Source organism: Mycobacterium sp. SMC-16 (genome assembly GCF_046250085.1).
Lineage (GTDB): Bacteria > Actinomycetota > Actinomycetes > Mycobacteriales > Mycobacteriaceae > Mycobacterium > Mycobacterium phocaicum.
On record NZ_CP176427.1, the window covers coordinates 4,447,970 to 4,470,694 of the forward strand.

General features: G+C 65.3%; 25 protein-coding genes. 9 read left to right on the forward strand and 16 right to left on the reverse strand.

Going from position 1 to position 22,725, the window contains the following annotated elements:
- Positions 1 to 142: 142 nt before the first annotated feature.
- Complete coding sequence (locus ACJEIK_RS21540) at positions 143 to 691, reverse strand: hypothetical protein (RefSeq protein ID WP_409430255.1); 549 nt, start codon at positions 689 to 691, stop codon at positions 143 to 145.
- 11 nt (positions 692 to 702) lie between these two features.
- A complete protein-coding gene (locus tag ACJEIK_RS21545) occupies positions 703 to 1,230 on the reverse strand; it encodes a hypothetical protein (RefSeq protein WP_024447882.1) in 528 nt (175 codons plus the stop codon).
- 400 nt (positions 1,231 to 1,630) lie between these two features.
- Here ACJEIK_RS21545 and ACJEIK_RS21550 point away from each other — a divergent pair, with 400 nt between their 5' ends.
- The gene (locus tag ACJEIK_RS21550; protein ID WP_061007041.1) at positions 1,631 to 2,014 is read left to right on the forward strand and encodes an STAS domain-containing protein; all 384 of its coding nucleotides are present in this window, start codon (positions 1,631 to 1,633) and stop codon (positions 2,012 to 2,014) included.
- Between the two features lie 41 nt (positions 2,015 to 2,055).
- Positions 2,056 to 2,508, forward strand: a complete 453-nt coding sequence (locus ACJEIK_RS21555) for an ATP-binding protein (RefSeq protein WP_061007042.1) — start codon at positions 2,056 to 2,058, stop codon at positions 2,506 to 2,508.
- A gap of 7 nt (positions 2,509 to 2,515) precedes the next feature.
- Here the strand turns inward: ACJEIK_RS21555 and ACJEIK_RS21560 are convergent, their stop codons facing one another.
- The 6 genes from ACJEIK_RS21560 to ACJEIK_RS21585 all read right to left on the reverse strand — a co-directional run bounded on the left by ACJEIK_RS21560 (position 2,516) and on the right by ACJEIK_RS21585 (position 7,573).
- Positions 2,516 to 2,959 (reverse strand): response regulator, encoded by a 444-nt coding sequence (locus ACJEIK_RS21560; RefSeq protein ID WP_061007043.1) that lies wholly within the window; start codon positions 2,957 to 2,959, stop codon positions 2,516 to 2,518.
- Positions 2,956 to 4,533, reverse strand: a complete 1,578-nt coding sequence (locus ACJEIK_RS21565) for a sensor histidine kinase (RefSeq protein WP_409430256.1) — start codon at positions 4,531 to 4,533, stop codon at positions 2,956 to 2,958. The genes ACJEIK_RS21560 and ACJEIK_RS21565 overlap by 4 nt, the downstream gene beginning before the upstream one ends.
- The gene (locus tag ACJEIK_RS21570; protein ID WP_409430257.1) at positions 4,530 to 5,723 is read right to left on the reverse strand and encodes a PP2C family protein-serine/threonine phosphatase; all 1,194 of its coding nucleotides are present in this window, start codon (positions 5,721 to 5,723) and stop codon (positions 4,530 to 4,532) included. Before ACJEIK_RS21570 ends, ACJEIK_RS21565 begins: the two co-directional genes overlap by 4 nt.
- 154 nt (positions 5,724 to 5,877) lie before the next feature.
- The gene (locus tag ACJEIK_RS21575; protein ID WP_237163052.1) at positions 5,878 to 6,603 is read right to left on the reverse strand and encodes a SigB/SigF/SigG family RNA polymerase sigma factor; all 726 of its coding nucleotides are present in this window, start codon (positions 6,601 to 6,603) and stop codon (positions 5,878 to 5,880) included.
- Positions 6,604 to 6,629: 26 nt separating this feature from the next.
- The gene (locus ACJEIK_RS21580) at positions 6,630 to 7,049 is read right to left on the reverse strand and encodes an ATP-binding protein (RefSeq protein ID WP_135355486.1); all 420 of its coding nucleotides are present in this window, start codon (positions 7,047 to 7,049) and stop codon (positions 6,630 to 6,632) included.
- Between the two features lie 278 nt (positions 7,050 to 7,327).
- Positions 7,328 to 7,573, reverse strand: coding sequence for a hypothetical protein (locus ACJEIK_RS21585; RefSeq protein WP_133428121.1), 246 nt, complete (start codon positions 7,571 to 7,573; stop codon positions 7,328 to 7,330).
- A gap of 179 nt (positions 7,574 to 7,752) precedes the next feature.
- Here ACJEIK_RS21585 and ACJEIK_RS21590 point away from each other — a divergent pair, with 179 nt between their 5' ends.
- Positions 7,753 to 7,998, forward strand: coding sequence for a CsbD family protein (locus tag ACJEIK_RS21590; RefSeq protein WP_061007048.1), 246 nt, complete (start codon positions 7,753 to 7,755; stop codon positions 7,996 to 7,998).
- Positions 7,999 to 8,223: 225 nt separating this feature from the next.
- Positions 8,224 to 8,904, forward strand: coding sequence for a hypothetical protein (locus ACJEIK_RS21595; RefSeq protein ID WP_409430258.1), 681 nt, complete (start codon positions 8,224 to 8,226; stop codon positions 8,902 to 8,904).
- Between the two features lie 17 nt (positions 8,905 to 8,921).
- Here the strand turns inward: ACJEIK_RS21595 and ACJEIK_RS21600 are convergent, their stop codons facing one another.
- The 3 genes from ACJEIK_RS21600 to glgX form a co-directional block, all read right to left on the reverse strand.
- Positions 8,922 to 9,368, reverse strand: coding sequence for a response regulator (locus ACJEIK_RS21600; protein ID WP_135355437.1), 447 nt, complete (start codon positions 9,366 to 9,368; stop codon positions 8,922 to 8,924).
- Between the two features lie 200 nt (positions 9,369 to 9,568).
- The gene (locus tag ACJEIK_RS21605) at positions 9,569 to 10,321 is read right to left on the reverse strand and encodes a TetR/AcrR family transcriptional regulator (protein ID WP_371824478.1); all 753 of its coding nucleotides are present in this window, start codon (positions 10,319 to 10,321) and stop codon (positions 9,569 to 9,571) included.
- 92 nt (positions 10,322 to 10,413) lie between these two features.
- Positions 10,414 to 12,567, reverse strand: a complete 2,154-nt coding sequence (glgX, locus tag ACJEIK_RS21610; protein WP_133428118.1) for a glycogen debranching protein GlgX — start codon at positions 12,565 to 12,567, stop codon at positions 10,414 to 10,416.
- Between the two features lie 461 nt (positions 12,568 to 13,028).
- Here glgX and ACJEIK_RS21615 point away from each other — a divergent pair, with 461 nt between their 5' ends.
- The 4 genes from ACJEIK_RS21615 to ACJEIK_RS21630 all read left to right on the forward strand — a co-directional run bounded on the left by ACJEIK_RS21615 (position 13,029) and on the right by ACJEIK_RS21630 (position 16,540).
- Positions 13,029 to 14,159 (forward strand): AI-2E family transporter, encoded by a 1,131-nt coding sequence (locus ACJEIK_RS21615; RefSeq protein ID WP_205848920.1) that lies wholly within the window; start codon positions 13,029 to 13,031, stop codon positions 14,157 to 14,159.
- Between the two features lie 160 nt (positions 14,160 to 14,319).
- Positions 14,320 to 14,565 (forward strand): CsbD family protein, encoded by a 246-nt coding sequence (locus ACJEIK_RS21620; protein ID WP_061007053.1) that lies wholly within the window; start codon positions 14,320 to 14,322, stop codon positions 14,563 to 14,565.
- Between the two features lie 153 nt (positions 14,566 to 14,718).
- On the forward strand, positions 14,719 to 15,906 hold the full coding sequence (locus ACJEIK_RS21625; RefSeq protein ID WP_409430259.1) for a hypothetical protein: 1,188 nt from the start codon (positions 14,719 to 14,721) through the stop codon (positions 15,904 to 15,906).
- Positions 15,907 to 15,979: 73 nt separating this feature from the next.
- Positions 15,980 to 16,540: a TetR/AcrR family transcriptional regulator gene (locus tag ACJEIK_RS21630; RefSeq protein WP_409430260.1), complete on the forward strand. Its 561-nt coding sequence runs from the start codon at positions 15,980 to 15,982 to the stop codon at positions 16,538 to 16,540.
- Positions 16,541 to 16,552: 12 nt separating this feature from the next.
- Here the strand turns inward: ACJEIK_RS21630 and ACJEIK_RS21635 are convergent, their stop codons facing one another.
- Positions 16,553 to 16,969, reverse strand: a complete 417-nt coding sequence (locus tag ACJEIK_RS21635) for a DUF5313 domain-containing protein (RefSeq protein WP_409430261.1) — start codon at positions 16,967 to 16,969, stop codon at positions 16,553 to 16,555.
- A gap of 204 nt (positions 16,970 to 17,173) precedes the next feature.
- On the opposite strand from ACJEIK_RS21635, the gene ACJEIK_RS21640 reads away from it, so the two are divergent.
- Complete coding sequence (locus ACJEIK_RS21640) at positions 17,174 to 17,653, forward strand: MarR family winged helix-turn-helix transcriptional regulator (protein WP_267323841.1); 480 nt, start codon at positions 17,174 to 17,176, stop codon at positions 17,651 to 17,653.
- 13 nt (positions 17,654 to 17,666) lie between these two features.
- On the opposite strand, the gene ACJEIK_RS21645 is transcribed toward ACJEIK_RS21640, so the two are convergent.
- From ACJEIK_RS21645 to ACJEIK_RS21660, 4 genes are all read right to left on the reverse strand, one after another.
- Positions 17,667 to 18,338 (reverse strand): HAD family hydrolase, encoded by a 672-nt coding sequence (locus ACJEIK_RS21645; RefSeq protein WP_267323842.1) that lies wholly within the window; start codon positions 18,336 to 18,338, stop codon positions 17,667 to 17,669.
- Between the two features lie 98 nt (positions 18,339 to 18,436).
- Positions 18,437 to 19,183 (reverse strand): cutinase family protein, encoded by a 747-nt coding sequence (locus ACJEIK_RS21650; RefSeq protein ID WP_409430262.1) that lies wholly within the window; start codon positions 19,181 to 19,183, stop codon positions 18,437 to 18,439.
- 219 nt (positions 19,184 to 19,402) lie between these two features.
- Complete coding sequence (locus ACJEIK_RS21655) at positions 19,403 to 22,300, reverse strand: RND family transporter (RefSeq protein ID WP_060999956.1); 2,898 nt, start codon at positions 22,298 to 22,300, stop codon at positions 19,403 to 19,405.
- Complete coding sequence (locus ACJEIK_RS21660; RefSeq protein WP_060999959.1) at positions 22,297 to 22,722, reverse strand: MmpS family transport accessory protein; 426 nt, start codon at positions 22,720 to 22,722, stop codon at positions 22,297 to 22,299. The genes ACJEIK_RS21655 and ACJEIK_RS21660 overlap by 4 nt, the downstream gene beginning before the upstream one ends.
- Between the last annotated feature and the right edge of the window lie 3 nt (positions 22,723 to 22,725).

The following is a 22,725-nucleotide window of genomic DNA, read 5'->3' on the forward strand; positions in this document are numbered from 1 at the left end:
TCCACCACCGTCGCCTCCGCGCCGCGAACCGCTGTCACTCGCACAACTCCGATGACCCCCTGCCGGTGACTCTCACCATGCAAACGCCGACGGGTGCAGAGTCTGACCCTGCACCCGTCGAATGCTTGAAACCCGTTCCCGGTCACCACAACCGTGGCTGACCTCCGAGCATGGCCGCCTCCACTGCGGCCGAGTCCCACCCTGACCGCACCGCCTCCCGCAGCGCCAGCGCACGCTCGCGTCGGGCCCGCAGACCCGCGCCCCGCGCGATCACGCGCGGCCGGCCACCGCCGCGGCCCCGCGCCGCCATCTGTTCCATGTTCTCCTGCTGGGTGCCCGCGGTCACGTGCGCACGCACCCCGGCCGCGATCTCCTCGGCGCCCACCACTCGCACACACAGGGTGACGTCGCATTCGTGCAGTGCCCGCACATCCCCCTGTAGCGGTTGCCCCGCCCGTGCGACCGCCAGCGCATAGCGCGGCGGCCGCACCATCATCACGTGCCGCCAGCCGCCACGCCGCAATGCGAAGCGCCCGTACCCATCTGATCCGATGGCGCCCGTCCATAGCCAGCAGTCCTGTCGCTCCGGACCACGCACCACGTGTGCGAAGAACCGTGCGATCTCACTGCCATGACGTATCGGGTCGACCACCAAGTCGCGGCCCTGTCGCCGCCGACTGGGGGTACTCACGCGACTGCCCGTCAGGCGCTCAGCGCCTCGGTCGCCGGATCATCCACCGCCGCGACCCCCTCACTCATCTGCGCCGCTTCGCTGAGCGACGCCGGGGTATCGGCGCCCCCATTGGGGACCGTCGCCGAATTCTCGGCGTGCGCGTCCTGCGGTGTCTGTTCGCCGGCGTCGTGCTGCTCAGTGTCGGCCAGGCGCAACAGTTCTCGCACCTGCGTCTGCGTCTGACCACTCTGTGCGGCGATGCTGGCGATTGTTTCGCCGTTGGTGCGCATCACCTGTGCTGCCGCGCCGGCCGTCCGCCGAATCGTCGTCGCCTTCTCCTGCGCGCTCTGCCGGATCCGCTCCAGCCGTTCGTTCAACTCACTTTCGATCCGGGCGATCTGTTCCTCGGCCCTGGTCCGCGCCGCCGCCTCATCTTTAGCTGCGGACTGCTCGGCGTGCTCCAGCTTGTCCAGCTCGTCGAGGAACTCCTTGAGCGATTGCACGATCGCGCGCTCCCGCGCCTCCCTCTCAGCATTCGCGCGACGCCGCGCCTCCAAAGCCCGTTGCAGATTCCCTGATTTCGTCGTTGCTTTGCGGGGTGGTGCGCGACGGATTGGGCAGGTACGAGGACAAGTTCTTTTGATCCGACGAAGGGATCGGCAACGACGACCCTGAAGACGAGCCGGTCGGCCGAAGAGCACGCCGATTGCCACTCCCCTTCGCAATCAATGTGCGGCACAATCGGATCGAAAACTGGCCGGCAGTGAGACGGCTCCGACGCGGCACCGGTCCCGCAAAATCGGCGCATATACGTACCCCCGTCCTGACGCGCCGAAACATGTTATTTGCCACACCGACGAACAGGCTGTGTCCTACTAGGTTTGGTGCAGCGGGCAGCAGAAGCGCCGATAGTATTTGGACTGTCGGCTCACGCGTGTGAGCCCCTCGGAGGTGACAATGACAGGCCAGCCAGTCCAGGGAAGCGGCAACCCTGCCGCGGCGAGCTGCGCGGTCGAACAGAGCCAGATCGGCGCGGTCAGCGTGGTCGCGGTATCGGGGACGGTGGACATGCTCACCGCTCCGCAGCTCGAATCCGCACTGAGCCCGGCGGCTGTCGGCACAGCCCAGGCGGTCGTCGTCGACTTGAGCGCCGTCGACTTCCTGGCCTCGGCCGGGATGGGCGTGCTCGTGGCGGCGCACGCCGACCTGGCGCCGGCGGTCAGGCTCGTCATCGTCGCCGACAGCCCCACCACCAGCCGCCCGCTCAAGCTGGTCGGCATCGCCGACCTGATCGAGCTGTTCGCCACGCGAGACGAGGCCCTCGCGGCTGTCACCGCCTAGTGCGGTCGTTGTCAATCGGAAGGTAGGTCGAGCAGGTCGCTATGACGGAGCCGGACCAGTCGAGCAGCGGGGCACGTTTCAGTAAAACGGACGTGGTGGCCATCCCCGAACATGCCGCATCCGTCCGTCAGGAGTTCTCGACCTGGTTGACGGGCCACATCGCAGTGGACCGCGTCAAAGCCAGCGACATCGTGCTCGCCGTCAACGAGGCATTGGCCAACGCCGTCGAGGCCGCGTATGCCGATGCCCCCGCTCCCGGCGTCATGCATGTTCGTGCCGACTTCGACCGCGTGTCAGGGCGGCTGACCGTGACCGTGACCGACGAGGGCACGTGGCGCCCCGCCCCCGCACAGCTCGCGAACTCTGCCCGCGGACGCGGAATTCCGTTGATGCAGGCGCTGACGGATCATGCGTCGATCGAACCGACCGATGCCGGTACGGAGGTGCGCCTGCAATGGGACGTCATCGACGCCGTGCCCGCCGGCGGCGGGTGACCCGCACCTACTGCGGCAGCCGCACCACCTGCACGAAGAACTCGTCGATCTCCCGCACCGCCTTCATGAACTGATCGAGGTCGACCGGCTTGGTCACGTAGGCGTTCGCGTGCAGTTTGTAGCTGCGCAGGATGTCCTCCTCTGCCGAGGACGTGGTCAGGACGACGACCGGGATGTGACACAGATCGGCGTCGGACTTGATCGCCTCCAGCAACTCCCGGCCGTCGTACTTCGGCAGATTCAAGTCGAGCAGGATGAGGTCCGGGGTCGGGGCGTCGGCATGGACACCGCGGCGGTAGAGGAAATCCAGACCTTCTTGACCATCGCGAGCGACATGCAGAGTGTTCTTGATCTTGTTGTCCGCGAACGCTTCACGGGTGATCAGTTCGTCCCCCGGATCGTCCTCGACCAACAGGATGTCGACGACTCGGCCGGCTGACGACGCATTCATGGGTGACTTCCTTCCGGCTGCTCTGACGCGATGACGTTCGGTTCGGTGATCGGGGTGGCCGGCAAGGTGAACACGAACCGCGTGCCATCGGTGTACGACGTGTCGATCCCGATGGTGCCGCCGTGATGTTCGACGATCTTCTTGCACAGTGCCAAGCCGATGCCGGTGCCGCTGTAGGCGTCGCGCCCGTGCAAGCGCTGAAATATGACGAACACCTTGTCCACGAACTCCTCGGCGATCCCGATACCGTTGTCCGTCACCGTGAATACCCAGTTGTCGGCGTTCTCACCCGTTCCCATTGTGCAGTCGATCACGATCCGCGGCGTTTGGCCCTCGCGCCGGAACTTCACCGCGTTACCGATCAGGTTCTGCCACAGCATCGTGAACAAGGTGGGGTCGCCGTCGACGCGCGGCAGGCCGGCGGGCGGCAGCACCACCTCGGCCTCCGACTCGGCGATCGAGGTCGCGAGGTTCTGCATGGCCGACGCGACAGCCTCGCCCAGATCGACCTCGGTGTTCCTGGCGTTCAGCCGGCCGACACGGGAGAAGGTGAGCAGGTCGTTGATCAGCACCTGCATGCGCTTGGCGCCGTCGACCGCGAAGTTGATGTACTCGACGCCGCGCTCGTCGAGCTGATCGCCGTACCGCTTCTCCAGCAGCTGGCAGAACGACGCCACCTTGCGCAGCGGCTCCTGCAGATCGTGCGACGCGACGTAGGCGAACTGTTCGAGTTCGGCGTTGGATCGGCGCAATTCCTCGGCTTGCTCGTCGAGCGCCACGCGGGCGAACTGAGATGCCTCGAGCTCCTCGACGATGCGCTGCCGCATCTCCTCGACATCGACGGCGATCGCGCGAATGTCAGTGGGCCCCTGGGGAACTATGCGCTCATCGAAGTTTCCCTGCGTGATCCGGCGGCATGCTGCGGCGAGTGCGCCCAGCGGGCGGGTGACCGAGCTGCGCACCAGCATGGCCAGCACCACCGCCATGACGACGAAGGCGCCGACCATGGTGGCCAGCACCCGGTCGCGCCATTGGCGTATCGACGCCAGCCGAGCGGTGTCGGCATCGCGCGCCTGTTCCAGGTGCTGGTTCTGGGCATCGAAGAGCGTGCGGAGGTTGTCGAACTCTTTCTTGCCGTCCTCGTTGGTACGGCTGTCGACGACGGCGGGATGTCCTACGACGACACTCGCGATCAACGGCCGCGCATAGGTGGTGCGCCAGGTACCAGCGGCTCGTTCGATGGCATCGAGGTCGGCGATCAGGGCGTCGCGACCTGCCAACAATGTTCTGATTTTCTGTGCCGCAGCGGTTTCAGCGCGTTGTCCGTCCTCATACGGCGCCAGGAACTGGCTGTCGGCGGCGCTCGCATAACCACGGACCGCGGTCTCTTGATCACGCAGTCCGGCCTGTAATCGGTAGGCGGCCACGCGCGCCGGCTGCAGATGCTCGATCAGTTCGCTCGACACCGTGTCGGTCCGGTTCATCAGGAGCGCACCGCCGACGGCACCCGAGAGCACCACCACACCCATCGCGGACAGAACCAGGTTCTGCCAGCCCTGCACCGTCAACTTCATCGAACCGAGCGCTCCACTCGAATGACGGCGATGTCGTCGGTGAGACCGCCGAAGGGCTCGGCCCGGGTTTCCACCTCACTGATCAGCGCCTTGACGAACTCGGTGCCGGGCAGGCGCGCCAGTGAGCGGGCCGCCGCGAGCAGTCCGTCCTCGCCGAGACGTTCACCCCCGTCGCCTGCCGACCCCTCGAAAAGCCCGTCCGTCAACAGCATCAAGCCGTCGCCCGGCCGCAACTGCAACCGGTTGACCGGCCATTCCCTGGCGCCGAGGCCCAGTGCCGGGCCGGCGGTCGGTTCGAGCCAGTCGACGGTGCCCGTCCCGTGCATGAGCAAGCCGGGATGACCTGCCCGCACCACGTCGAACTGCCCCGTATCCGGTGCCAGTGCCACACTCAGCAGGGTCGCGAACGTGCCCCGGCTCGGCCGCTCGGTGGTCAGGATGCGGTCGAGCTGACGCATCCGCTCATTACCGCGCAGGCCGGCGAAAGTCAGTGCGCGCCAACCGATTCGCAGTGCCACGCCCAACGCGGCCTCATCGGGCCCGTGGCCGGCCACGTCACCGATCATGACGTGCACGGTGCGGTCCGGGGTCTGCACGACGTCGTAGAAGTCACCGCCGATCAGCGCATCACGCCGGCTCGGCAGCGACTGTGTGACGATCTCGACGCCGGGATCGTCCGCGAGCAGTGGCGACGGCAGCAGGCCCCGCTCGAGTCGGGCATTCTCCTGGGCGCGCAGTCGACTGGCTTGCAGGTCGACGGCGGTGAACTCGGCACGCTTGCGTTCGATCGCATACAGGACCGCACGGCGCAGCGTCTCCGGATCGACGCGGCCCTTCACCAGGTAGTCCTGCGCACCCGACGCCATGGCAGAAACACCGAAATGCTCGTCGTTCAGACCGGTGAGAACGACGATCGGCAATCCCGGTGCCAGGGCGCTCAAACGGTCGAGAGCGTCGACACCGCCGGCATCGGGCAGGTGCAGGTCCAGCAGCACACAGTCCGGACGGATCGTTTCCAGCGCGGCCGCCGCCTGGGTCAATGTGGACGACCAGTGGAAGTCGATGTCGATCGCAGCATCGGCGATCAGCTCCTCGACCAGTAGGGCATCTCCCCGATCGTCCTCGACCAGCAGCAGCGACAGCGGTCGGTCTCCCGCAGGCCCCGATTTCGGGGTAGTGGAGCGGTTCATCCGCGGCTCCGCCGGCATGGACAAGTGGTCACATCCTTCACCAAGGGGCCACCTACCTCGTGCTGACCATCTCGTTTCACTGGTGCTTACCGTCGCGGACGTTACCAGTTGGTCCACACCGTGCTGGGCCATTGACGCGCAGCACGCCGGCCCGCTACTCCAGCTTCTCCCGAAGCTGCGCCAGGGTTTTCGCCAGCAACCGCGAGACGTGCATCTGGGAGATACCCACCTTGGCGGCGATCTGAGACTGCGTCATCGATTCGAAGAATCGCAGCACCAGCACAGTGCGCTCGCGCTCGGGCAGTTCCTCCAGAAGCGGCCGGAGCGCCTCGCGATACTCGACCTTCTCCAGGCCGGGGTCGACGTCGCCGAGCGTCTCCGCGAGAGACGGGCGCTCGTCACTGCCGCTGCCCGCGGTCCCGTCGATCGAGGTGGTCTTGTACGAACTCCCGGCCATCAGGCCATCGAGGACCTCATCGCGATCGATGCCCAACTCGGTGGCCAGTTCCGACGCGGTGGGTGCGCGCCCGAGGCGTTGCGACATCTCGGCGCTGGCCGTGCCGATCTGCAAGTGCAGCTCTTTCATCCGCCGCGGGACTTTCACCGACCAGCTGTTGTCACGGAAGTGGCGGCGCACCTCCCCCATGATCGTGGGGACCGCGAACGAGGCGAAGTCCGAGCCCATCTCGACGTCGAAACGCTTCACCGCGTTGATGAGGCCGATGCGCGCGACCTGCAGCAGATCATCGCGCGCCTCACCCTTGCCCTCGAAGCGCCGCGCGATGTGGTCGGCCAGCGGCAGGCAGCGCTCGATGATCGCGTCCCGCTGCGCGATGTGGTCAGCTGAGTCCTCGGTTGTTCCCTGGAGCTGACGGAACATCTCGAGAACGTCCGCATACTCCGCCGTCACCGCTGCAGACTCACTCGTCTCGAAGTCAACGAAACACCCAGCACCTGGGTGCCGTCGATAGCCTGCTCGTCAGCGAACGTCGACACCTCGTCGGCCAGCGAGCTGAGCACGTGCCAGCTGAAGCTGTCCGGCTTCACGACAGCGTCGCCGCGATTGTCGTCGGCCACACAAGTCGCCGAAGCACGAATCACCACAGCATCATTCGCCGGATCGACGACGACCCTCAGGCTCGACCCCGGCACCGCGGCCCGGATGAGACCGGTACAGGCTTCATCGACCGCCAGCCGGATATCGGCCATGGCGTCCAGATCGAAATCTTCGAAGGCCGCGACCGCTGCCACCAGCGTCCGCAGGACCGCCAGGCTCTCCGGAGACGCCGCAACGATCAACTCAACAGACCGGTCACTGGACGCCAAGCTGCCCTGCCCCACTGCCTCAACCACGTATTTCCTCCAGCGTCCCTGTGCAGGCCCACTCACGTCGCACTCTGTGTACCCATTGTCCATGGCTGCTCAAACAAACGTGCATCGCCCGCCACCACCCGCTGTCGGCGGGGGCAACACCCGAAGGTGGGCGACGGTGTCAGCACGCCTCGCGGTCTGCGCAGCCGTCCGATTCAACCTGTGCCGCAGCTTGTTTCGCCTATCCTCCGCGAGTCGCGATCGACGGGGTGACCGCATCGGCACGCGGCCGCCTAGTACCAGTAGCGGCGGCCACCGACCGGCCGTGCGGTCGCCCCCAGCAGCCAAAAAACCGCACCCACCACCAGCACGACAACGCCGGCCACCCACAAGGGGTAGATGTTGAAGATCAGCCCAAGAGCAAGCAGTACAGCTCCGACCAGAATCATGGTGCCTCTTTCCGTTGTGGGCAGCGCACACGTCGTCGTGGTGCCTGCCCGTCTGACCTTGCCGGTCAGCGGCAGTCCTTCCGTACCCATGCGCGTCAGCTGCCCAAACATTTCGGCACCCACCCACGGAATGCCCTGTGGGGCACGCACATCCGTGTGGCGCAGATCGCAATACTCGCCGTTTGACGGGCACCAGAGCTGGGAATTCTCGGCAGGCGTGGGGAACGGTTCTCCGTGCGATCATCCGATCCGTGAGCGGAAGGGTAGCCATGAGCGAGGACAAGAACACCGGTCCTGAAGAAGCCGTCCGGGGCGTCGTGGAAGGCGTCAAGGGCAAGGCCAAGGAAGTCATCGGCACCGTCACCGGCCGTGACGACCTGGTCCGCGAAGGCCAGGCCCAGCAGGACAAGGCCGATGCGCAGCGCGACGCCGCGAAGAAGGAAGCCGAGGCGGACGCCGCACGCGCGGGCGCCAAGGCCGCCGAGGCCCGGGAGCGAGCCGAGCAGCAGAACTAGCACGCAGTGCGACACGGCCCAGTCCAGCGGCATGCTGGACTGGGCCGCTCGCGTGTGTGCGCGTTCTTCCGGAAAACCTTTGCGGCGAAGGGCCTTTCGATACCCGGGGTGCGGCGTTGCCCACACGTCCCCGGCCGCACCAGCTGCGTGTTTGCGGCTCGAATGGACTGGGTAACTGTGAAGTCAGCTGACGCACTCGCGTTGCCCGACTCGAAGGAATCAGGGATGACAATCGAACTGATGGCGGCGCCACGAAGTGCGGATGAGACGGCGGTCATTGTCGAGCCCACGCCAGACGAGGCCGCGGCACTCGGCGTAGCGGTTCACCTGCCGGTATTGCTCGTGGGCCTGCGCTGGCTGTTCGACACCGAGCAGCCGGCGGGCGCGGTCCAGTGCCCCGCGGGGGACAGCCTGCCGTCGGTGGGCGGACGCGCTTTCCGGTTCATTCCCGCCGACCGCGACGGCCGGGCTGCGCTGGGCATCGCGGTGACCACCGGCATTGCCGGTGACGCGATCGGCGGCCATGAAGCGGCCGATTTCATCGATCTGCTCGAGGGCATGGGCGAAGAGGTGCTCGCCATCAATTCCGTCGCGGCGGGTGCGTTCTACTTGCTGACCCTGGCACGACCCGCGCATCCGGCCTTGCGGAGCGCCGTCGTTCGTTACCGCGCTCAGCACCGCGCCGACTCAACCGCCTCACCATTCGGACCGGCGCAGCATCCCGCTGACGCCGGCCGCCGCGTGAGTGCATCGGACCTGCAGCGGCAGTTGGCCACCGCGGCCGCCGCGCAGGCCAGCGAGCCACTGCCCAGCGATGTCGGCGGCGTGCAGTGGATGGACCGCTTCGGTTTCCCGACGACCTCCACTGTCGCCGGCACCGAGCTGTCTCTGGCCATGCAGGTCTAGAGACGAGCCGGTCGCTGTCAGCCCCGCGGCAGCCGGACCACCTGAACAAAGAAATCGTCGATCTGGCGTACCGCACTCAAGAACTGCTCGAGATCGACCGGCTTGGTCACGTAGGCGTTCGCATGCAGCTTGTAGCTGCGCAAGATGTCTTCCTGCGCCGACGATGTGGTGAGCACGACGATGGGAATGTCGCACAGTTCGATATCCGACTTGACCTTCTCGAGCAACTGCCGCCCGTCGTACTTGGGCAGATTCAAGTCGAGCAGGATCAGGTCCGGCCGGGGCGCACCCTCGTGGGCACCGCGTCGATAGAGAAAGTCCAGGCCTTCCTCGCCGTCGTGGGCGACATGCAGAACATTCTTGATCTTGTTGTCCGCAAAGGCTTCCCGGGTGATCAACTGGTCGCCCGGATCGTCCTCGATCAACAGAATGTCGATCGGCCTGCTGTCGCGCGGCACGGTCACGTGTACACCTTCCCCACCTATACGTAGATGACGTTCGATCCATGGTCCGGCCGCGCCGGGAATGTGAGTACACGGCGGGTTCGGCGTTCCATCTAACGGCGCCAACCGGCAGTCACCTGCCATTGGCACACATCCCCGACCACAATCAGTTTACATTGTAAACAGGGGAGCTGCCCGCGGGGCTCCGGTCAGCCGCCGGCTCAGGACCGCGGCAAATTCGATTCGAGCCGATCCAACAGCGCTTCGAGCGCTTCTTCGAACTCGGCGTCGCCATAGTCCTCCGACAACAAGGGTTGCAGTCGCTGCAGCTGCGGATAGTCCGAAAGTTTGGCCTTCGGGCGGTCGGCTTCTTCGAGGATCGCCTCGGCGGGACTCAGCTGCGCGCCGCGGGCCGACACCTCCAGCAGGAGCTGCCCGACCAGGAATGTGGTGTACGCCCGATATGCCGCGACTGCGGCGGCATCGTCGAACCCATACGACAGCAGGGTATCGAGGAAGCTCTCCATCCAGCGCATGCTGCGCAGCGGCGGGCGCACCCACGGTGCCTCCGGCGCCTGCGTGGCCACCAGCGGGAAGAGTTCGGGATGCTGCAGCGCGATCTGACGCACCCCGTGCGCAAGCCGGATCAAATAGTCCTGCCAGCCGTCTTCCTGCCGGCGGGCCGCCAACTGCTCGGCGTACAAGCGGTCGACGACGTGGTCGACCACGCCGGTCAGCAGATCTCCCCTGCCGTGTACATAGCGGTACAGGGCCATCGCCTCCACACCGCACGCCGCGCCCAACCGGCGCATGGTGAGCTTCTCCAGCCCATGCTGGTCGATGAACTCGATCGCGGTGTCCAGGATGACCTCGCGGGACAACGACGCGGAGTGGCCATCGCGCGTGCCGTCGGCGGGCGCGGCATCGGAGTCGCCCGCCGCTGGGGAGACTCCAGAGTCATTGGCTCCCGACAACGTGCCTCCCAGTACTGGACGATTCCGGGCCCAACGCTAGTCGCTGCAGGCACCGAAATGACGGAGCGTCACCGCGGGCAGCGTGCTCGGCTTCAGGAAACGGTACGGAACACAGTCAGGGCACGGCCTTCCACCATGACGGTGGCCTCCGCGTCCAGCGGAGTGGCCTCGGCCTCCACGGTGGCCAGACCGCTGGCGGTGTCGAGCACCAGTTGCCATTTCGCACCGAATTGTTGTGGCGGCAGCGTGAATTCGATGGCGTCGTGGTGCGCGTTGAAACACAGGACGAACGAGTCGTCGACGACCCGCTGCCCACGCTCATCCAGGTCCGGTATGCCCTGCCCGTTGAGGTACACCGCGACGGACTTGCCGAAGGCGGTGTTCCAGTCGTCGTCGGTCATCTCCGAGCCACTCGGGGTGAAGAAGGCGACGTCCGGGACGTCCTGCGAGCCCCGGGCGCGCACCGGCCGTCCGGTGAAGAAGCGCCGACGCCGGAAAACCGGGTGCGCGGTGAGGATTGCGGCGACGCCGCCGAGGAACGCGGTCAACACGGTGTCCGCCGATTCCCAGTCGACCCAGGTGATTTCGTTGTCCTGGCAGTAGCCGTTGTTGTTTCCGCCCTGCGTGCGGCCCAGTTCGTCGCCGTGCGAGATCATGGGCACGCCCTGGCTCAGCAGCGTCGTGGCCAGAAAATTGCGCTGCTGGCGTCGACGCAATGCATCGATGTCGGCATCGTCGGTCGGGCCTTCCACACCGCAGTTCCAGGATCGGTTGTTCGATTCGCCATCGGCGTTGTCGTCACCGTTGGCCTCGTTGTGTTTCTCGTTGTAGGACACCAGGTCCCGCAGCGTGAAGCCGTCATGGGCCGTCACGAAATTGATCGAGGCGACCGGCCGGCGCGAGGTGTGCTCGTAGAGGTCCGCCGACCCCGTGAGCCGTGAAGCGAACTCGCCGAGCGTGGACTCCTCACCACGCCAGAAGTCGCGCACGGCGTCGCGGTACTTACCGTTCCATTCCGTCCACTGCGGCGGGAAGTTCCCGACCTGATAGCCCCCGGGCCCGACATCCCACGGTTCGGCGATCAGCTTGACCTGGCTGATGACCGGATCCTGCTGGACCATCTCGAAGAACGTCGAGAGCCGGTCGACGTCGTAGAACTCCCGCGCCAGGGTCGATGCCAGATCGAACCGGAAGCCATCGACATGCATCTCGGTCACCCAGTACCGCAACGAATCCATGATGAGCTGCAGCGCGTGCGGATGACCGGCATTGAGACTGTTTCCCGTGCCCGTGTAGTCCATGTAGAACTTCGGTTCCCCGTCGACCAGCTGGTAGTACGCGGCGTTGTCGATCCCACGGAAAGACAGCGTCGGACCCAGATGGTTGCCTTCCGCGGTGTGGTTGTAGACCACATCGAGAATCACCTCGATATCCGCCTGGTGCAGGTCACGCACCATGGCCTTGAACTCCTGCACCTGCCCTCCGGGCGTCGCCCCTGACGTGTACTTGGGGTCCGGCGCGAAGAACCCGATGGTGTTGTACCCCCAGTAATTCGACAGTCCCTTGTCGATCAGTACGGAGTCGTTGGCGAAGTGGTGCACCGGCATCAGCTCGACAGCCGTGATACCGAAGCTCTTCAGATGCTCGATTATCGCGGGATGCGCGACGCCCGCGTAGGTGCCGCGGTCACGTTCGGGCACATCGGGGTGAAGCTGCGTCAGCCCCTTCACGTGGGTCTCGTAGATCACCGAATCGGCGTACGCGCGCTGCGGCGGCCGGTCGGTCCCCCAGTCGAAGTATGGGTTGATCACCACCGACTTCGGCATGCGGGCGGCGGAGTCATCGTCGTTGCGGCTGTCCTCGTCGCCGAAGTTGTACCCGAAGAGACTTTGGTCCCAACGGAATTCGCCGTCGATCGCCTTGGCGTAGGGATCGATCAGCAGCTTGTTCGGGTTGCAGCGCTGCCCCGCCGCCGGATCGTACGGCCCGTGGACCCGATAGCCGTAGTGCTGTCCGGGTACGACATCGGGGAGGAATCCGTGCCAGATGAATCCGTCGACTTCGGGCAGCACCACCCGCGTTTCCGTGCCGTCGTCGTCGAACAAGCAGAGCTCCACACGCTCTGCGGCCTCACTGAAGAGGGCGAAGTTCGTTCCGACACCGTCATACGTCGCGCCGAGTGGGTACGCCTTGCCCGGCCATACCTCGGTACGGCGGTTGTCCTCCGAGTCGGCGGACCGTGTCATGTGCTCTCCTCGAACGAGAGGGCTTGGGATGGGAGGGATAGCCCGGATCAGCGCCATCCAATCATCGCGACAGTCGGATTGCACGGTTGGTTTGACCGTCCAGCGACATGGGTACCTGTAACCCGCCGGCATTGACGAACACGTCAACGCCCTGAGCGAGGAGCGCAACACATGATCATCTTGGGCATTATCTTGCTTGTTCTGGGATACGCCTTGGCAGTACCGATTCTCGAGACCATCGGTGCGATCCTGGTCGTGATCGGTGCGGTCCTGTGGATCCTGGGCGCCGTCGGGCGGCCGGTCGCGGGACGCAAGGTGTGGTTCTAGCCAGGCCGTAATCAGGCCTGTACACCACGGGCATTGTGGTGACGCGTGCCGGCCCCGACGCCAGGGACCAATCCAGCGGCAACACGAAACACGTTGAGACGGTGGACGATGCCGGCCAACCGGCGCACCACGACATGGTGGCGCAGCCGCACGGCACAGACGACGAACCGATCGCCGCCGCAGAAGCTGTTGCGGCGGAGATGAAAACCGACGCCCGTCCCCACGGGGAACTCGGCCGGCGTTTCGACCGGCACTCGCCCTTCTTCGTGGGGATGACGGCGGCGGCAGGCGTAGCCGTCACGTACGGCGCCGTGCACATGCTGGTCGCCGCGCAGTCGGTGCTGGTGCTGATCGGCGTCGCCTTCTTCCTGGCGTTGGGGCTGGAACCCGCGGTGTCGTGGTTCGTCAACCACCATCTGCCGCGCTGGCTCGCCACCACAACCGTTTTCGTCATCTTTCTCGCGCTGATGGCGGCGTTCGTCGCAGCGGCCATTCCTCCGCTGTCGCAGCAAGCCACCCAGCTGATCCATCAGGCGCCGCACTACATTCAGCAGGCCCAGAGCCACTCGTCCACCATCGGAAAGCTCAACGACCGCTTCCACATTCAACAGCGGATCACCGACACGATGAACGGGTCGGGCGGCTCGATACTCAACGAGATCGTGACCGCCAGCTCGGCGGTGTTCGCCGCGTTGGCGGACATGCTCATCGTCATCGTGCTCACGGTGTACTTCCTGATCGACTTTCCGCGCATCCGCGCAACCCTGTATCGCCTTGTCCCCCAGACCCGTCGACCTCGGGCGATCCTCATCGGCGACGACGTCTTCGCCAAGGTCGGCGCCTACGTACTGGGCAATGTGGCGATATCGGCGATCGCCGCCGTGGCCACCGCGGTGTGGCTGACGGCCTTCGACGTGCCGTACCCGCTGCTGCTCGGCATCTTCGTCGGACTGTTCGATCTGGTTCCGGTCGTGGGCTCGACCATCGCCGGAGTCGTGGTGGCAGCGGTGGCCCTCACCGTCTCCTTGCCCGTATGTCTCTCTACCGCAATATTTTTCGTCGTCTTCAGAGCGCTCGAGGACTACCTGCTGGTTCCCCGCATCATCGGCCATGCCGTCAAAGTGCCCGCACTGGTCACCGTGGTAGCGGTCCTCATCGGCGGCGCGTTGCTCGGCATCGTCGGCGCTTTGGTGGCCATCCCGGTCGCTGCCGCCGTGCAGCTGATCGCGCGCGAGGTGCTGTTCCCGCGCCTCGATGGCACCTGAGCACCGGCCACTCGGCGCTCACACTGCGCGCCCGATGTCCGCCAGGTCACAGCATCGGGGCGTTTGGAGTCGAGGCAGATCGGAAATCCCTCAAACAGGGCGCGGACCAGGGATACCGCACCTGACGCAAATCCATCCATGAGTATTGGAAGGGAAAGACATGACCGACAAGCAGAACACCGGACCCGAAGAAGCCGTGCGTGGCGTGGTGGAAGGTGTGAAGGGCAAGGCGAAGGAAGTCATCGGCACCGTGACCGGCCGCGACGACGTCGTGCGCGAGGGTCAGGCCCAGCAGGACAAGGCCGATGCCCAGCGCGACGCCGCGAAGAAGGAAGCCGAGGCGGACGCCGCACGGGCGGGCGCCAAGAGCGCGGAGCAGCGACAGGAAGCTGAGCAGCGCCGCTGACTCACAGATCGGCCCAGCCGGGGTTCACCCCGGCTGGGCCGATCGCTGTGTACATATTCATGTTCCGCTACAGCCGGGTGGTTTCCCGGTCTCCTGGCTGAACCATCGCGCGACGATTTCCATGGAGCACCGGTTGTACTTGTTCTCCAGCTGGTGGCCCAGCGATCTCTTCGACCGCTCAGACAGCGTCCAGCCGAGCGGGGCTTCGACACCGGGCTGTGCGACGGGATAGAAATCGACGACATTCGGCAACACCCAGTCAGGCCGTGCGGCTGCGGGCGCCGTGTCACCACCGCATCGACCCGGCGGGAAGAACTTCTCGAAATCCAGAGCAGCGGCCTGCCTGGCGTGCTCAGCGATGCCTACTACCCCGGGAATGTGCTTGCCGCCAGTGGATTACGCCGCCTTCCGGTGATCGCGATCATCCTGATCAGTGCCACGGCAACGTCATTGACCGATGACCAGTCCACCTACCACTCTGTCCGATTGAAGGATGCGGCGGCCGGCAACCGGGTGACGATCGATGCGGCGCTCGATCAGTGGGGCCGGCGGCAAACAGAGGTGACGACTGCCCGGCCGGCCGGGTCCGAGCCGATTCCGCTGGTGTTCGTCGCCTCTGCCGGAGGCGGTATCCGGGCTGCCTACTGGACGACGATCGTGCTGAATTGCCTTGTCAAGAACCAGGATAACGCCGGTTGGAAACCGATCGGCATGGACATGAACAACGTCTGCACCCACCGGATGTCGATGGATTCGGTCTTCCTGGCCAGCGGAATTTCGGGCGGAAGTCTCGGCCTTGCGGTGACCAAGGCGTTCAAGGACGCTCCCGCTGTTCCGTGGTCGGAGCCCCTCGGAAAGGACTTCCTCGGGCCGACGGTGGCCGGCGTCGCCTTCCGCGATCTACCCAATGCCTTTGTGCGCCTTCGCGCGACCGGCCAGGACAGCGCGGCCGTATTGGAGAAATCGTGGGAGAAATCGGTTCGCGATGCAAAAGGCGATCTCGAGTCCGGATTCTTGGCCACGGCGTGGTCGACGCCTGATCGACTCGACTTCCCACTCTTGGCGCTCAGCGGCACCTCGGTGACGGACGGCTGCCGGGTGACGGTGTCGGCGCTCAAGTTGGCCGACGCGGACGCCGCCTCGCACGACTGCTTGTCGCTCGATCGCGTGGTGACGCCGATTCAGGGCGCCCACGCTCAACTGCAAACGTTGGCTGCCACAAAGGACGCGTTCGACAGCACGTGCCCGGCGGACGGCTGCCTGCACTTTCTGAAGTGCGGTTTCTTTTGTGAACGGCGGGACCGGCGGGCGTTGTTCGCTCATGATTTCTTCTCCAAATAGTTGAGAACGTGCGTTCTCTACTCGACTCGACTACCATAGGGAACGAACGTTCTCAACGTCAAGGATGGATTCGATGCCCGCGCCGATCAGCGAAGAACAGAAGTCCCGCGACCGCGAGGTGCTGCTGGACGCCGCAGAGGCACTCTTCTACGAGCGTGGCATCCAAGCCGTCGGCATGGACGACATCCGCGCCGCAGCCGGGATCGCGCTGAAGCGCATCTACGGGCTTTTCGCGACCAAGGAGGAACTCGTCGTCGCGGTACTGCAACGTCGCGACCTTCGCTGGCGCGGCAACCTGGCCACGTACGTGGAACAGCACGAGGATCCACGAGAACGGGTTCTGGCGGTCTTCGACTGGCTGGGACAGTGGTTCGCCGAGCCCGATTTCCGCGGCTGCGCCTGGATCAACGCCTACGGCGAACTGGGCGCCACTTCCCCCGCGGTCCTGACCGAGGTGCGCGCACACAAGCGGGCATTCCACGACCAGATCGCCGGGTGGGTCGCCGCCGCCACCGAGGCGCCGGCGGAACCCTTGTGCCTGTTGACCGAAGGCGCGATCGTGACCGCCGCCATCACCGGAGACACCGGCGCAGCGCGGCGTGCCCGGGAGGCGGGCAAGTCCCTCATGGGATGACGGCGGCCGGCCTCAGAACGGTCGGCTGTTCGCCTGCCATTTGGCGGATTCCGGTCGCGGACCGAAGCGCTCGACATAGCGGTCGTGCATCTGCGACTGCTTCTGCCGCAGGACTTCGTCGATCAGGTTGGGGTCGAGGCCGTGCTGGCTCAGACGGTAACGACGCCACACCTTATTGAGGACGAACGCCATCACGAGCGCCCAGAAGTAGATCGGCAGTGTCATTTCCGAGTGCACGTACACCGACGCCGGCAGCAACCACAGCGGCGCCAGTACGAAGACCGGCGGGATGGCGTACCGGATCATGTGCCGACGCACGGCGCCGTCGTCGGTGAGGTCCCGACGAACCCAGTCCCGCAGGTGGTCCGGTAGGCGTCGCCCGTAGGCGTAGGTGATGCGCTGCCAGAACGTCGGACTGTCGGCGGCCATGACGACTCCTTTGACTGATCAGATCGACGAGCACCATGTTCTTCGTACCCTAATAATTAGGACACTATCAATTAGCACGCTATTCCAATACCCGAAGGAGCGTGATGCACGCCGCAGCGGTGCGCGACGACGGCGATCGGATCAGCTCACCATCGAGGTGGGCGCAAAATGTTAGGACCCTAATTGCGTAATAAGCTGAGCAACATGCCCGCTGCCTCGGAAGACGTCGACCCCCTGGCCCTGGAGCGGCAGGTCTGCTTCGCACTGGCCATCACCAACCGTGCGGTACTCGCGATCTACCGGCCGCTGCTGGAACCACTCGGGCTGACGCATCCGCAGTACCTGGTGCTGTTGGCGTTGTGGGACAACGCGAAAGCCAAGCAGGACCCGCTGACCGTCAAGCAGATCGCCGCGCTGCTGCAGATGGATTCGGCCACCGTGTCGCCGATGCTCAAACGCCTCGAGACGCTCGAGCTGATCAGCCGCACGCGCAGCGCCACCGACGAACGCACCACGCACATCACGCTGACGCCGAGGGGCGTCGCGCTACGTCGCCGTGCCCTGAAAATTCCGCCCGCGGTGGTCGAACAACTCGGTGTCGACCTCGACGAGCTGGAACGCCTTCACACAGTGCTGACCAGGATCAACGCCGCCGCTGTTGCCGCGGGCACGCTGAGCACGTAACTTCAGCCGCCGCTCAGTCGAGCAGGGCGCCGATGGCACTCTCCCGCAGCTGGGCCAGTAGCGCGCCGGGGCCCTCGAAGACCTCGGCCATTCCGGCAGCACACAATTCATCGCTGCCCACTCCGCCGGTGAGAAGACCGATGGCGGTCACGCCCGCGCGCGCACATGCTTGCGCGTCCCAGACCGCGTCACCCACAAATACCGCCTGCTCCCGGCCGACACCGGCCTTGTCGAGTGCCACCTTGATGATGTCGGGCTCGGGTTTGGCCGTATCGACGTCGCCGGACATGGTGACCGCCGAGACCACGTCGTCACAGTCGAGGACCCCACGCGTCAGTTCGAGCTCGTCCTCGGGTGCCGAGGTGGCCAGAACCACCTGCAGGCCCAGGTCCGCCACCTTGTGCAGGAGCTCGCGCGCGCCCGGCAACGGCCGCAGCAATCCGGCCGCCTGATGGTAGTAGCGACTGTGCAGTTGCTTGAGGCGCCGGCCGACCGCGTCGGACACATCGGGGCTCAGGTCATGGATCAGTGACGACCCGTCCATGCCGATGCACCGGTGCACGCGCCATGCCTCGACCGGCAGGCCCTCGTCGGCAAACGCGCGCAGCCACGCGTGTACGTGTAGGTAGTTCGAATCGACCAATGTGCCGTCGACGTCGAACAGAACCGCTGAGTGTTGCGCCATACCCACGCGGGTACCCCCGATCGGGGCCACCTACGCCACGTTTCGCCGGATCACCGACCGACCACGAAATGCCTTGGTGGTCGTGCGGTTACGCCTGACTAGTTGAGCCCAGAGGCCTGGGCGGTCGACTGGGCCGGCTTGGCCGCGCCGCCCCCGAGTCGGCCCACCACGTAGTCGGCGGCCTGGTCTGTGAGTCCGCGTGCCGGGTACGCACCGTGGGCACCCTGATCGCCGCCGGTCGGCGAGCACACCGGATCCTCGGGGATGCAGATGTCATCGGTCTTGCCGGCGTAGCGCGGGCCGACGGTGATCGGCGGCGCGCCCGTGTAGATCATCTGCAGGAATCCGCTGGACGGCTTCCCGAACAGGACGACGGCGGCCACGTGGTCGGACGTCGACGCCGGCATCGGCCCGGTCAGGCCCGGCGGCAGCGTGAAGCCCTTCGGCACGGTGTCCTCGGTGATGTACGCGGCAACCGCCGCACCCTGCGAGTAGCCACCGAGCACGACCTTGGTGTTCGGGCACGCGTTCGCCGTGGCCATGACCTTGTTTCGCGCGTCGATCACGCCGTCGGCGGCGGTGGCGAAATCAAGAGACGCCGGATAATTGACCGCGTACGCGTCCACCGACTTCCCCGGCGCCTTGGCACGAAGCGCATCTACGAACGCCTGCCCGACGCCACCGACACCTGCCGGCTCAAAGGTGCCGCGGGCGAACACCACCTGAACGTCCGGGCACGCCTCCGCGGCGGCGCTGCCGGCCCCGGCGATGCCCGCGGCAACGCCCCCACTCGTCAAGAACACTGCCGAAACGGCAGTAACCAACCATCGATCATTTCGGTTCATCTAGACCGCCCCAACTCGACCTGAAACCCGTAACGGGGCAATGGCCCCGCTTCTCCCAATTCCTGTCTACCCCATCCAGCACAGTCGAATCCTCCGCCGGCCAGTGATTCACGCCACGTGACCGAGCTCGCCGCGGCGAAATCGGCTGCCGCGAAGCGGGACTCACTGGATCGGGCGGGCGGAATTTCGTGACCATGGTCTGCTCTCAGCGCACCGGCATCAGACGGACGTCAGGTCGGATTCGCGTGGGACCGGCTTCGGCCAGGGCTGCGGAATCGGGCGCTGACGAACGCGCTGCGGCCACCAGAACCAGCGTCCGAGCAGGCTGGCGATCGACGGTGTCATCAGTGACCGCACCACGAGGGTGTCGAACAGCAGACCCAGGCCGATGGTCGTACCGACCTGACCGATGATGATCAGCTTGCTCACCGACATCGACATCATGGTGAAGGCGAACACCAGGCCCGCCGAGGTCACCACCGATCCGGTGCCCACCATGGCGCGGATGATGCCGGTGTTCAGACCGGCGTGGATCTCCTCCTTGATGCGGGAGACCAGCAGCAGGTTGTAGTCGGCGCCGACGGCCAGCAGCACGATGACCGACATCGGTAGCACCATCCAGTGCAACGGAATACCCACGATGTGCTGCCACAGCAGTACCGACAGGCCGAAGGCCGACGCCAGGCTGAGTACCACGGTGCCGACGATCACCGCCGACGCGACGACCGCACGCGTGAGCACCAACATGATGATGAAGATCAGGATCAGCGCCGCGGCCGCGACGATCATCAGGTCGTAATCGGCACCGATCTGCATGTCGTTGTACATGGCCGCGCTGCCACCGAGATAGATCGAGGAGCCCTCGAGCGGCGTGCCCTTGATCGCGTCGGCCGCAGCGACCTTGAGCGGCTCGATGCGCGAGGTGCCCTCCTGCGTCAACGGGTTGCCCTGGTGAATGATGGTGAACCGCACCGCATGTCCGTCGGGCGACATGAACAGCTTGAGCCCGCGCTGGAAATCTGCAGTCTCAAAGGCTTCCGGCGGAAGGTAGAACGAATCGTCGTTCTTGGCCGCGTCGAACGCTTCGCTCATCGCGGTGCCGGTCTTCTGCATCGCGATGGTCTGGTCCTGCTGGGCCTTCTGCATCTGGTACTGGTTCAGCAGCACCTGCTTCTGATGCTTCATCGACGCGATCTGCTTGGGCATCGTCGCGACCATCTTGGGCATGAGGTCGGCCATGCGCTGCATGTCGGGAACGATGGCCTGGAAGTCATCGGACATCAGGCTGATGCCGTCGATGCTCTCGAAGACCGACCGCATGGACCAGCACACCGGGATATCGAAGCAGTGCGGTTCCCAGTAGAAGTAGTTGCGCATGGGCCGGAAGAAATCGTCGAAGTCCGACAGGTGATCTCGCGTATCACCCATGTCATCCGACGTGGTCTTCATCTTGTCGGCCATGCGCTGCGACACCGCGGCCAGATCTTTCTGGACGCTCATCATCTCGGTCATGGCGTCGATGCTGTTCTGCAGATCGTCGGCCTGCGAGAGCAGATTGTTCAGATTGGTCTGCGTGTAGTCGTTGTTCATGAGCTGCGTGGAGCCGCTCTGTCCGACCGTGTACGGGATCGTCGAGTGCTTGATCGGGTCACCGTCAGGTCGGGTGATGGTCTGCACCTGGGCAATACCGTGCACGTTCTTGAGCGCCTTGGCGATCTTGTCGATCACCAGGAAGTCCGCCGGGTTCCGCAGGTCGTGATCGGACTCGACCATCATCAGATCCGGGTTCATCTTCGCCTGCGAAAAGTGCCGGAACGCAGCGTCATAGCCGACGTTGGCGGGGATGTCCTTCGGCAGGTAGATCCGGTCGTCGTAGATGGTGTGGTAGCCCGGCAGCGCGATCAGGCCGACCAGTGCCGCCACCACGGCGCCGACCAGGATGGCGCCGGGCCAGCGCACCGTCGCGGTGCCGACCCGATGCCAGCCGGCGGTTCTCGTGTTCTTTCGGGGTTCGAGAACGCGCCGGAAGCGGGTTGCGACTGCGATCACTGCGGGCCCCAGGGTCAGCGCCATCGCGACCACCATCACCATGCCGATGGCCAGCGGGAAGCCCATGGTCTGGAAGTACGGCAACCGGGTGAAGTGCAGGCACAAGGTGGCGCCGGCAATGGTCAGGCCCGAGGCCAGCACCACGTGCGCGGTGCCGTGAAACATGGTGTAGTAGGCCGATTCTCGGTCTTCTCCGGCCCGCCGGGCTTCCTGATAACGCCCGATCAGGAAGATGACGTAATCCGTCGCGGCGGCGATCGCCAGCGTCACCAGCAGGTTTGTGGCGAAGGTGGTCAGTCCAAAAACGTTGTGGTAGCCCAGGAATGCCACCAGACCGCGCGCCCCGGAGAGTTCGAGCACCACCATCACCAGCACGAGCAGGGTCGCGATGACGGATCGGTAGACCAAGAGCAGCATGACCGCGATGACGCCGAAGGTGACCAGTTCGATCATCTCCATGCTCTTGTCACCGACGACGTTCTGATCGGTGCTGGTCGCCGCGGGACCGGTCACATAGGCCTTCACCCCTGGCGGAGCGGGGCTTTCGGTGGCGATGTGGCGCACCGCGGCGACCGACTCGTTGGCCAGCGTCTCACCCTGGTCGCCGGCGATGTACACCTGAACGTAGGCGGCCTTGCCGTCGCGGCTCTGGGCACCCTTGGCGGTCAGCGTGTCGCCCCAGAAGTCCTGGACGTGCTGCACGTGGGTGGTATCAGCGCGCAGGTCACTGACCATCTTGTCGTAGAACGCGTGCGCGTCGGCTCCCAGCGGGTTTTCGCCTTCGAGCACGATCATCACCGAACTGCTGGTGGTGTATTCGTCAAACACCTTGCCGACACTTTTGGTGGCGATCATCGAGGGCGCGTCATTCGGGCTCATGGACACCGCGCGCAGCTTGCCGACTTCCTCGAGCTGCGGGACGACGGTGTTCAGCGCGGCGATGACCCCGATCCACGCCAGGATGATCAGCACCGCGAACCGGCGGAGGAACCGCGGTATCCCCTTGTGCCCCTTGGCTTCTACCGCCGGGATGGCGTCGGTCTGGGCCTCGTCGGCCGGCGCGCTCATGCGGCCTTCACAAAGCAGAAGGTTTCGGCGTTCATACCGGTGGCGGTCCTCTCTTCTTTGACCACGTCATCGACACTGACCCGGCAGCTGATGCTGTTGCCGTCGCCCTGGGCCAGGATGTTGGGCTGCACCGAAGGCAGGGTGGTCTGCAGGACCAACGTCCACGGCAACGACACCCCCGCGGCACGCTGCGGCTTGCCTTCGAGGTCCATGTAGTTGATGGTGGCCGTGCTACCCGTCCCGTAGATCTCGTACTTGACGAACTTGGGGTTGAAGTCCTCGGCGTTGTCCGAACTCTTCTCGGTGATCACAACCGGGTTCGAACCGAACACCTGGCGCACATTCGACACGATCACCACGCCGCCGGCGACCGCGACGATCACCAACAGCGGAAGCCATGCCCGTCGAAACACTCTTGTCATCGC

Excerpts from the sequence above, each read along its gene's own strand:
- ACJEIK_RS21645 (WP_267323842.1), bottom strand. The coding sequence starts at position 18,338 with ATGGCGCAACACTCAGCGGTTCTGTTCGACGTCGACGGCACATTGGTC.
- ACJEIK_RS21595 (WP_409430258.1), top strand. The coding sequence starts at position 8,224 with ATGACAATCGAACTGATGGCGGCGCCACGAAGTGCGGATGAGACGGCG.
- ACJEIK_RS21630 (WP_409430260.1), top strand. The coding sequence starts at position 15,980 with ATGCCCGCGCCGATCAGCGAAGAACAGAAGTCCCGCGACCGCGAGGTG.
- ACJEIK_RS21640 (WP_267323841.1), top strand. The coding sequence starts at position 17,174 with ATGCCCGCTGCCTCGGAAGACGTCGACCCCCTGGCCCTGGAGCGGCAG.
- ACJEIK_RS21650 (WP_409430262.1), bottom strand. The coding sequence starts at position 19,183 with ATGAACCGAAATGATCGATGGTTGGTTACTGCCGTTTCGGCAGTGTTC.
- ACJEIK_RS21660 (WP_060999959.1), bottom strand. The coding sequence starts at position 22,722 with ATGACAAGAGTGTTTCGACGGGCATGGCTTCCGCTGTTGGTGATCGTC.
- ACJEIK_RS21590 (WP_061007048.1), top strand. The coding sequence starts at position 7,753 with ATGAGCGAGGACAAGAACACCGGTCCTGAAGAAGCCGTCCGGGGCGTC.
- ACJEIK_RS21570 (WP_409430257.1), bottom strand. The coding sequence starts at position 5,723 with ATGAACCGCTCCACTACCCCGAAATCGGGGCCTGCGGGAGACCGACCG.
- ACJEIK_RS21555 (WP_061007042.1), top strand. The coding sequence starts at position 2,056 with ATGACGGAGCCGGACCAGTCGAGCAGCGGGGCACGTTTCAGTAAAACG.
- ACJEIK_RS21585 (WP_133428121.1), bottom strand. The coding sequence starts at position 7,573 with ATGGGTACGGAAGGACTGCCGCTGACCGGCAAGGTCAGACGGGCAGGC.
- ACJEIK_RS21655 (WP_060999956.1), bottom strand. The coding sequence starts at position 22,300 with ATGAGCGCGCCGGCCGACGAGGCCCAGACCGACGCCATCCCGGCGGTA.
- ACJEIK_RS21560 (WP_061007043.1), bottom strand. The coding sequence starts at position 2,959 with ATGAATGCGTCGTCAGCCGGCCGAGTCGTCGACATCCTGTTGGTCGAG.
- ACJEIK_RS21615 (WP_205848920.1), top strand. The coding sequence starts at position 13,029 with ATGGTGGCGCAGCCGCACGGCACAGACGACGAACCGATCGCCGCCGCA.
- ACJEIK_RS21550 (WP_061007041.1), top strand. The coding sequence starts at position 1,631 with ATGACAGGCCAGCCAGTCCAGGGAAGCGGCAACCCTGCCGCGGCGAGC.
- ACJEIK_RS21620 (WP_061007053.1), top strand. The coding sequence starts at position 14,320 with ATGACCGACAAGCAGAACACCGGACCCGAAGAAGCCGTGCGTGGCGTG.
- glgX (WP_133428118.1), bottom strand. The coding sequence starts at position 12,567 with ATGACACGGTCCGCCGACTCGGAGGACAACCGCCGTACCGAGGTATGG.
- ACJEIK_RS21565 (WP_409430256.1), bottom strand. The coding sequence starts at position 4,533 with ATGAAGTTGACGGTGCAGGGCTGGCAGAACCTGGTTCTGTCCGCGATG.
- ACJEIK_RS21575 (WP_237163052.1), bottom strand. The coding sequence starts at position 6,603 with ATGTTCCGTCAGCTCCAGGGAACAACCGAGGACTCAGCTGACCACATC.
- ACJEIK_RS21635 (WP_409430261.1), bottom strand. The coding sequence starts at position 16,969 with ATGGCCGCCGACAGTCCGACGTTCTGGCAGCGCATCACCTACGCCTAC.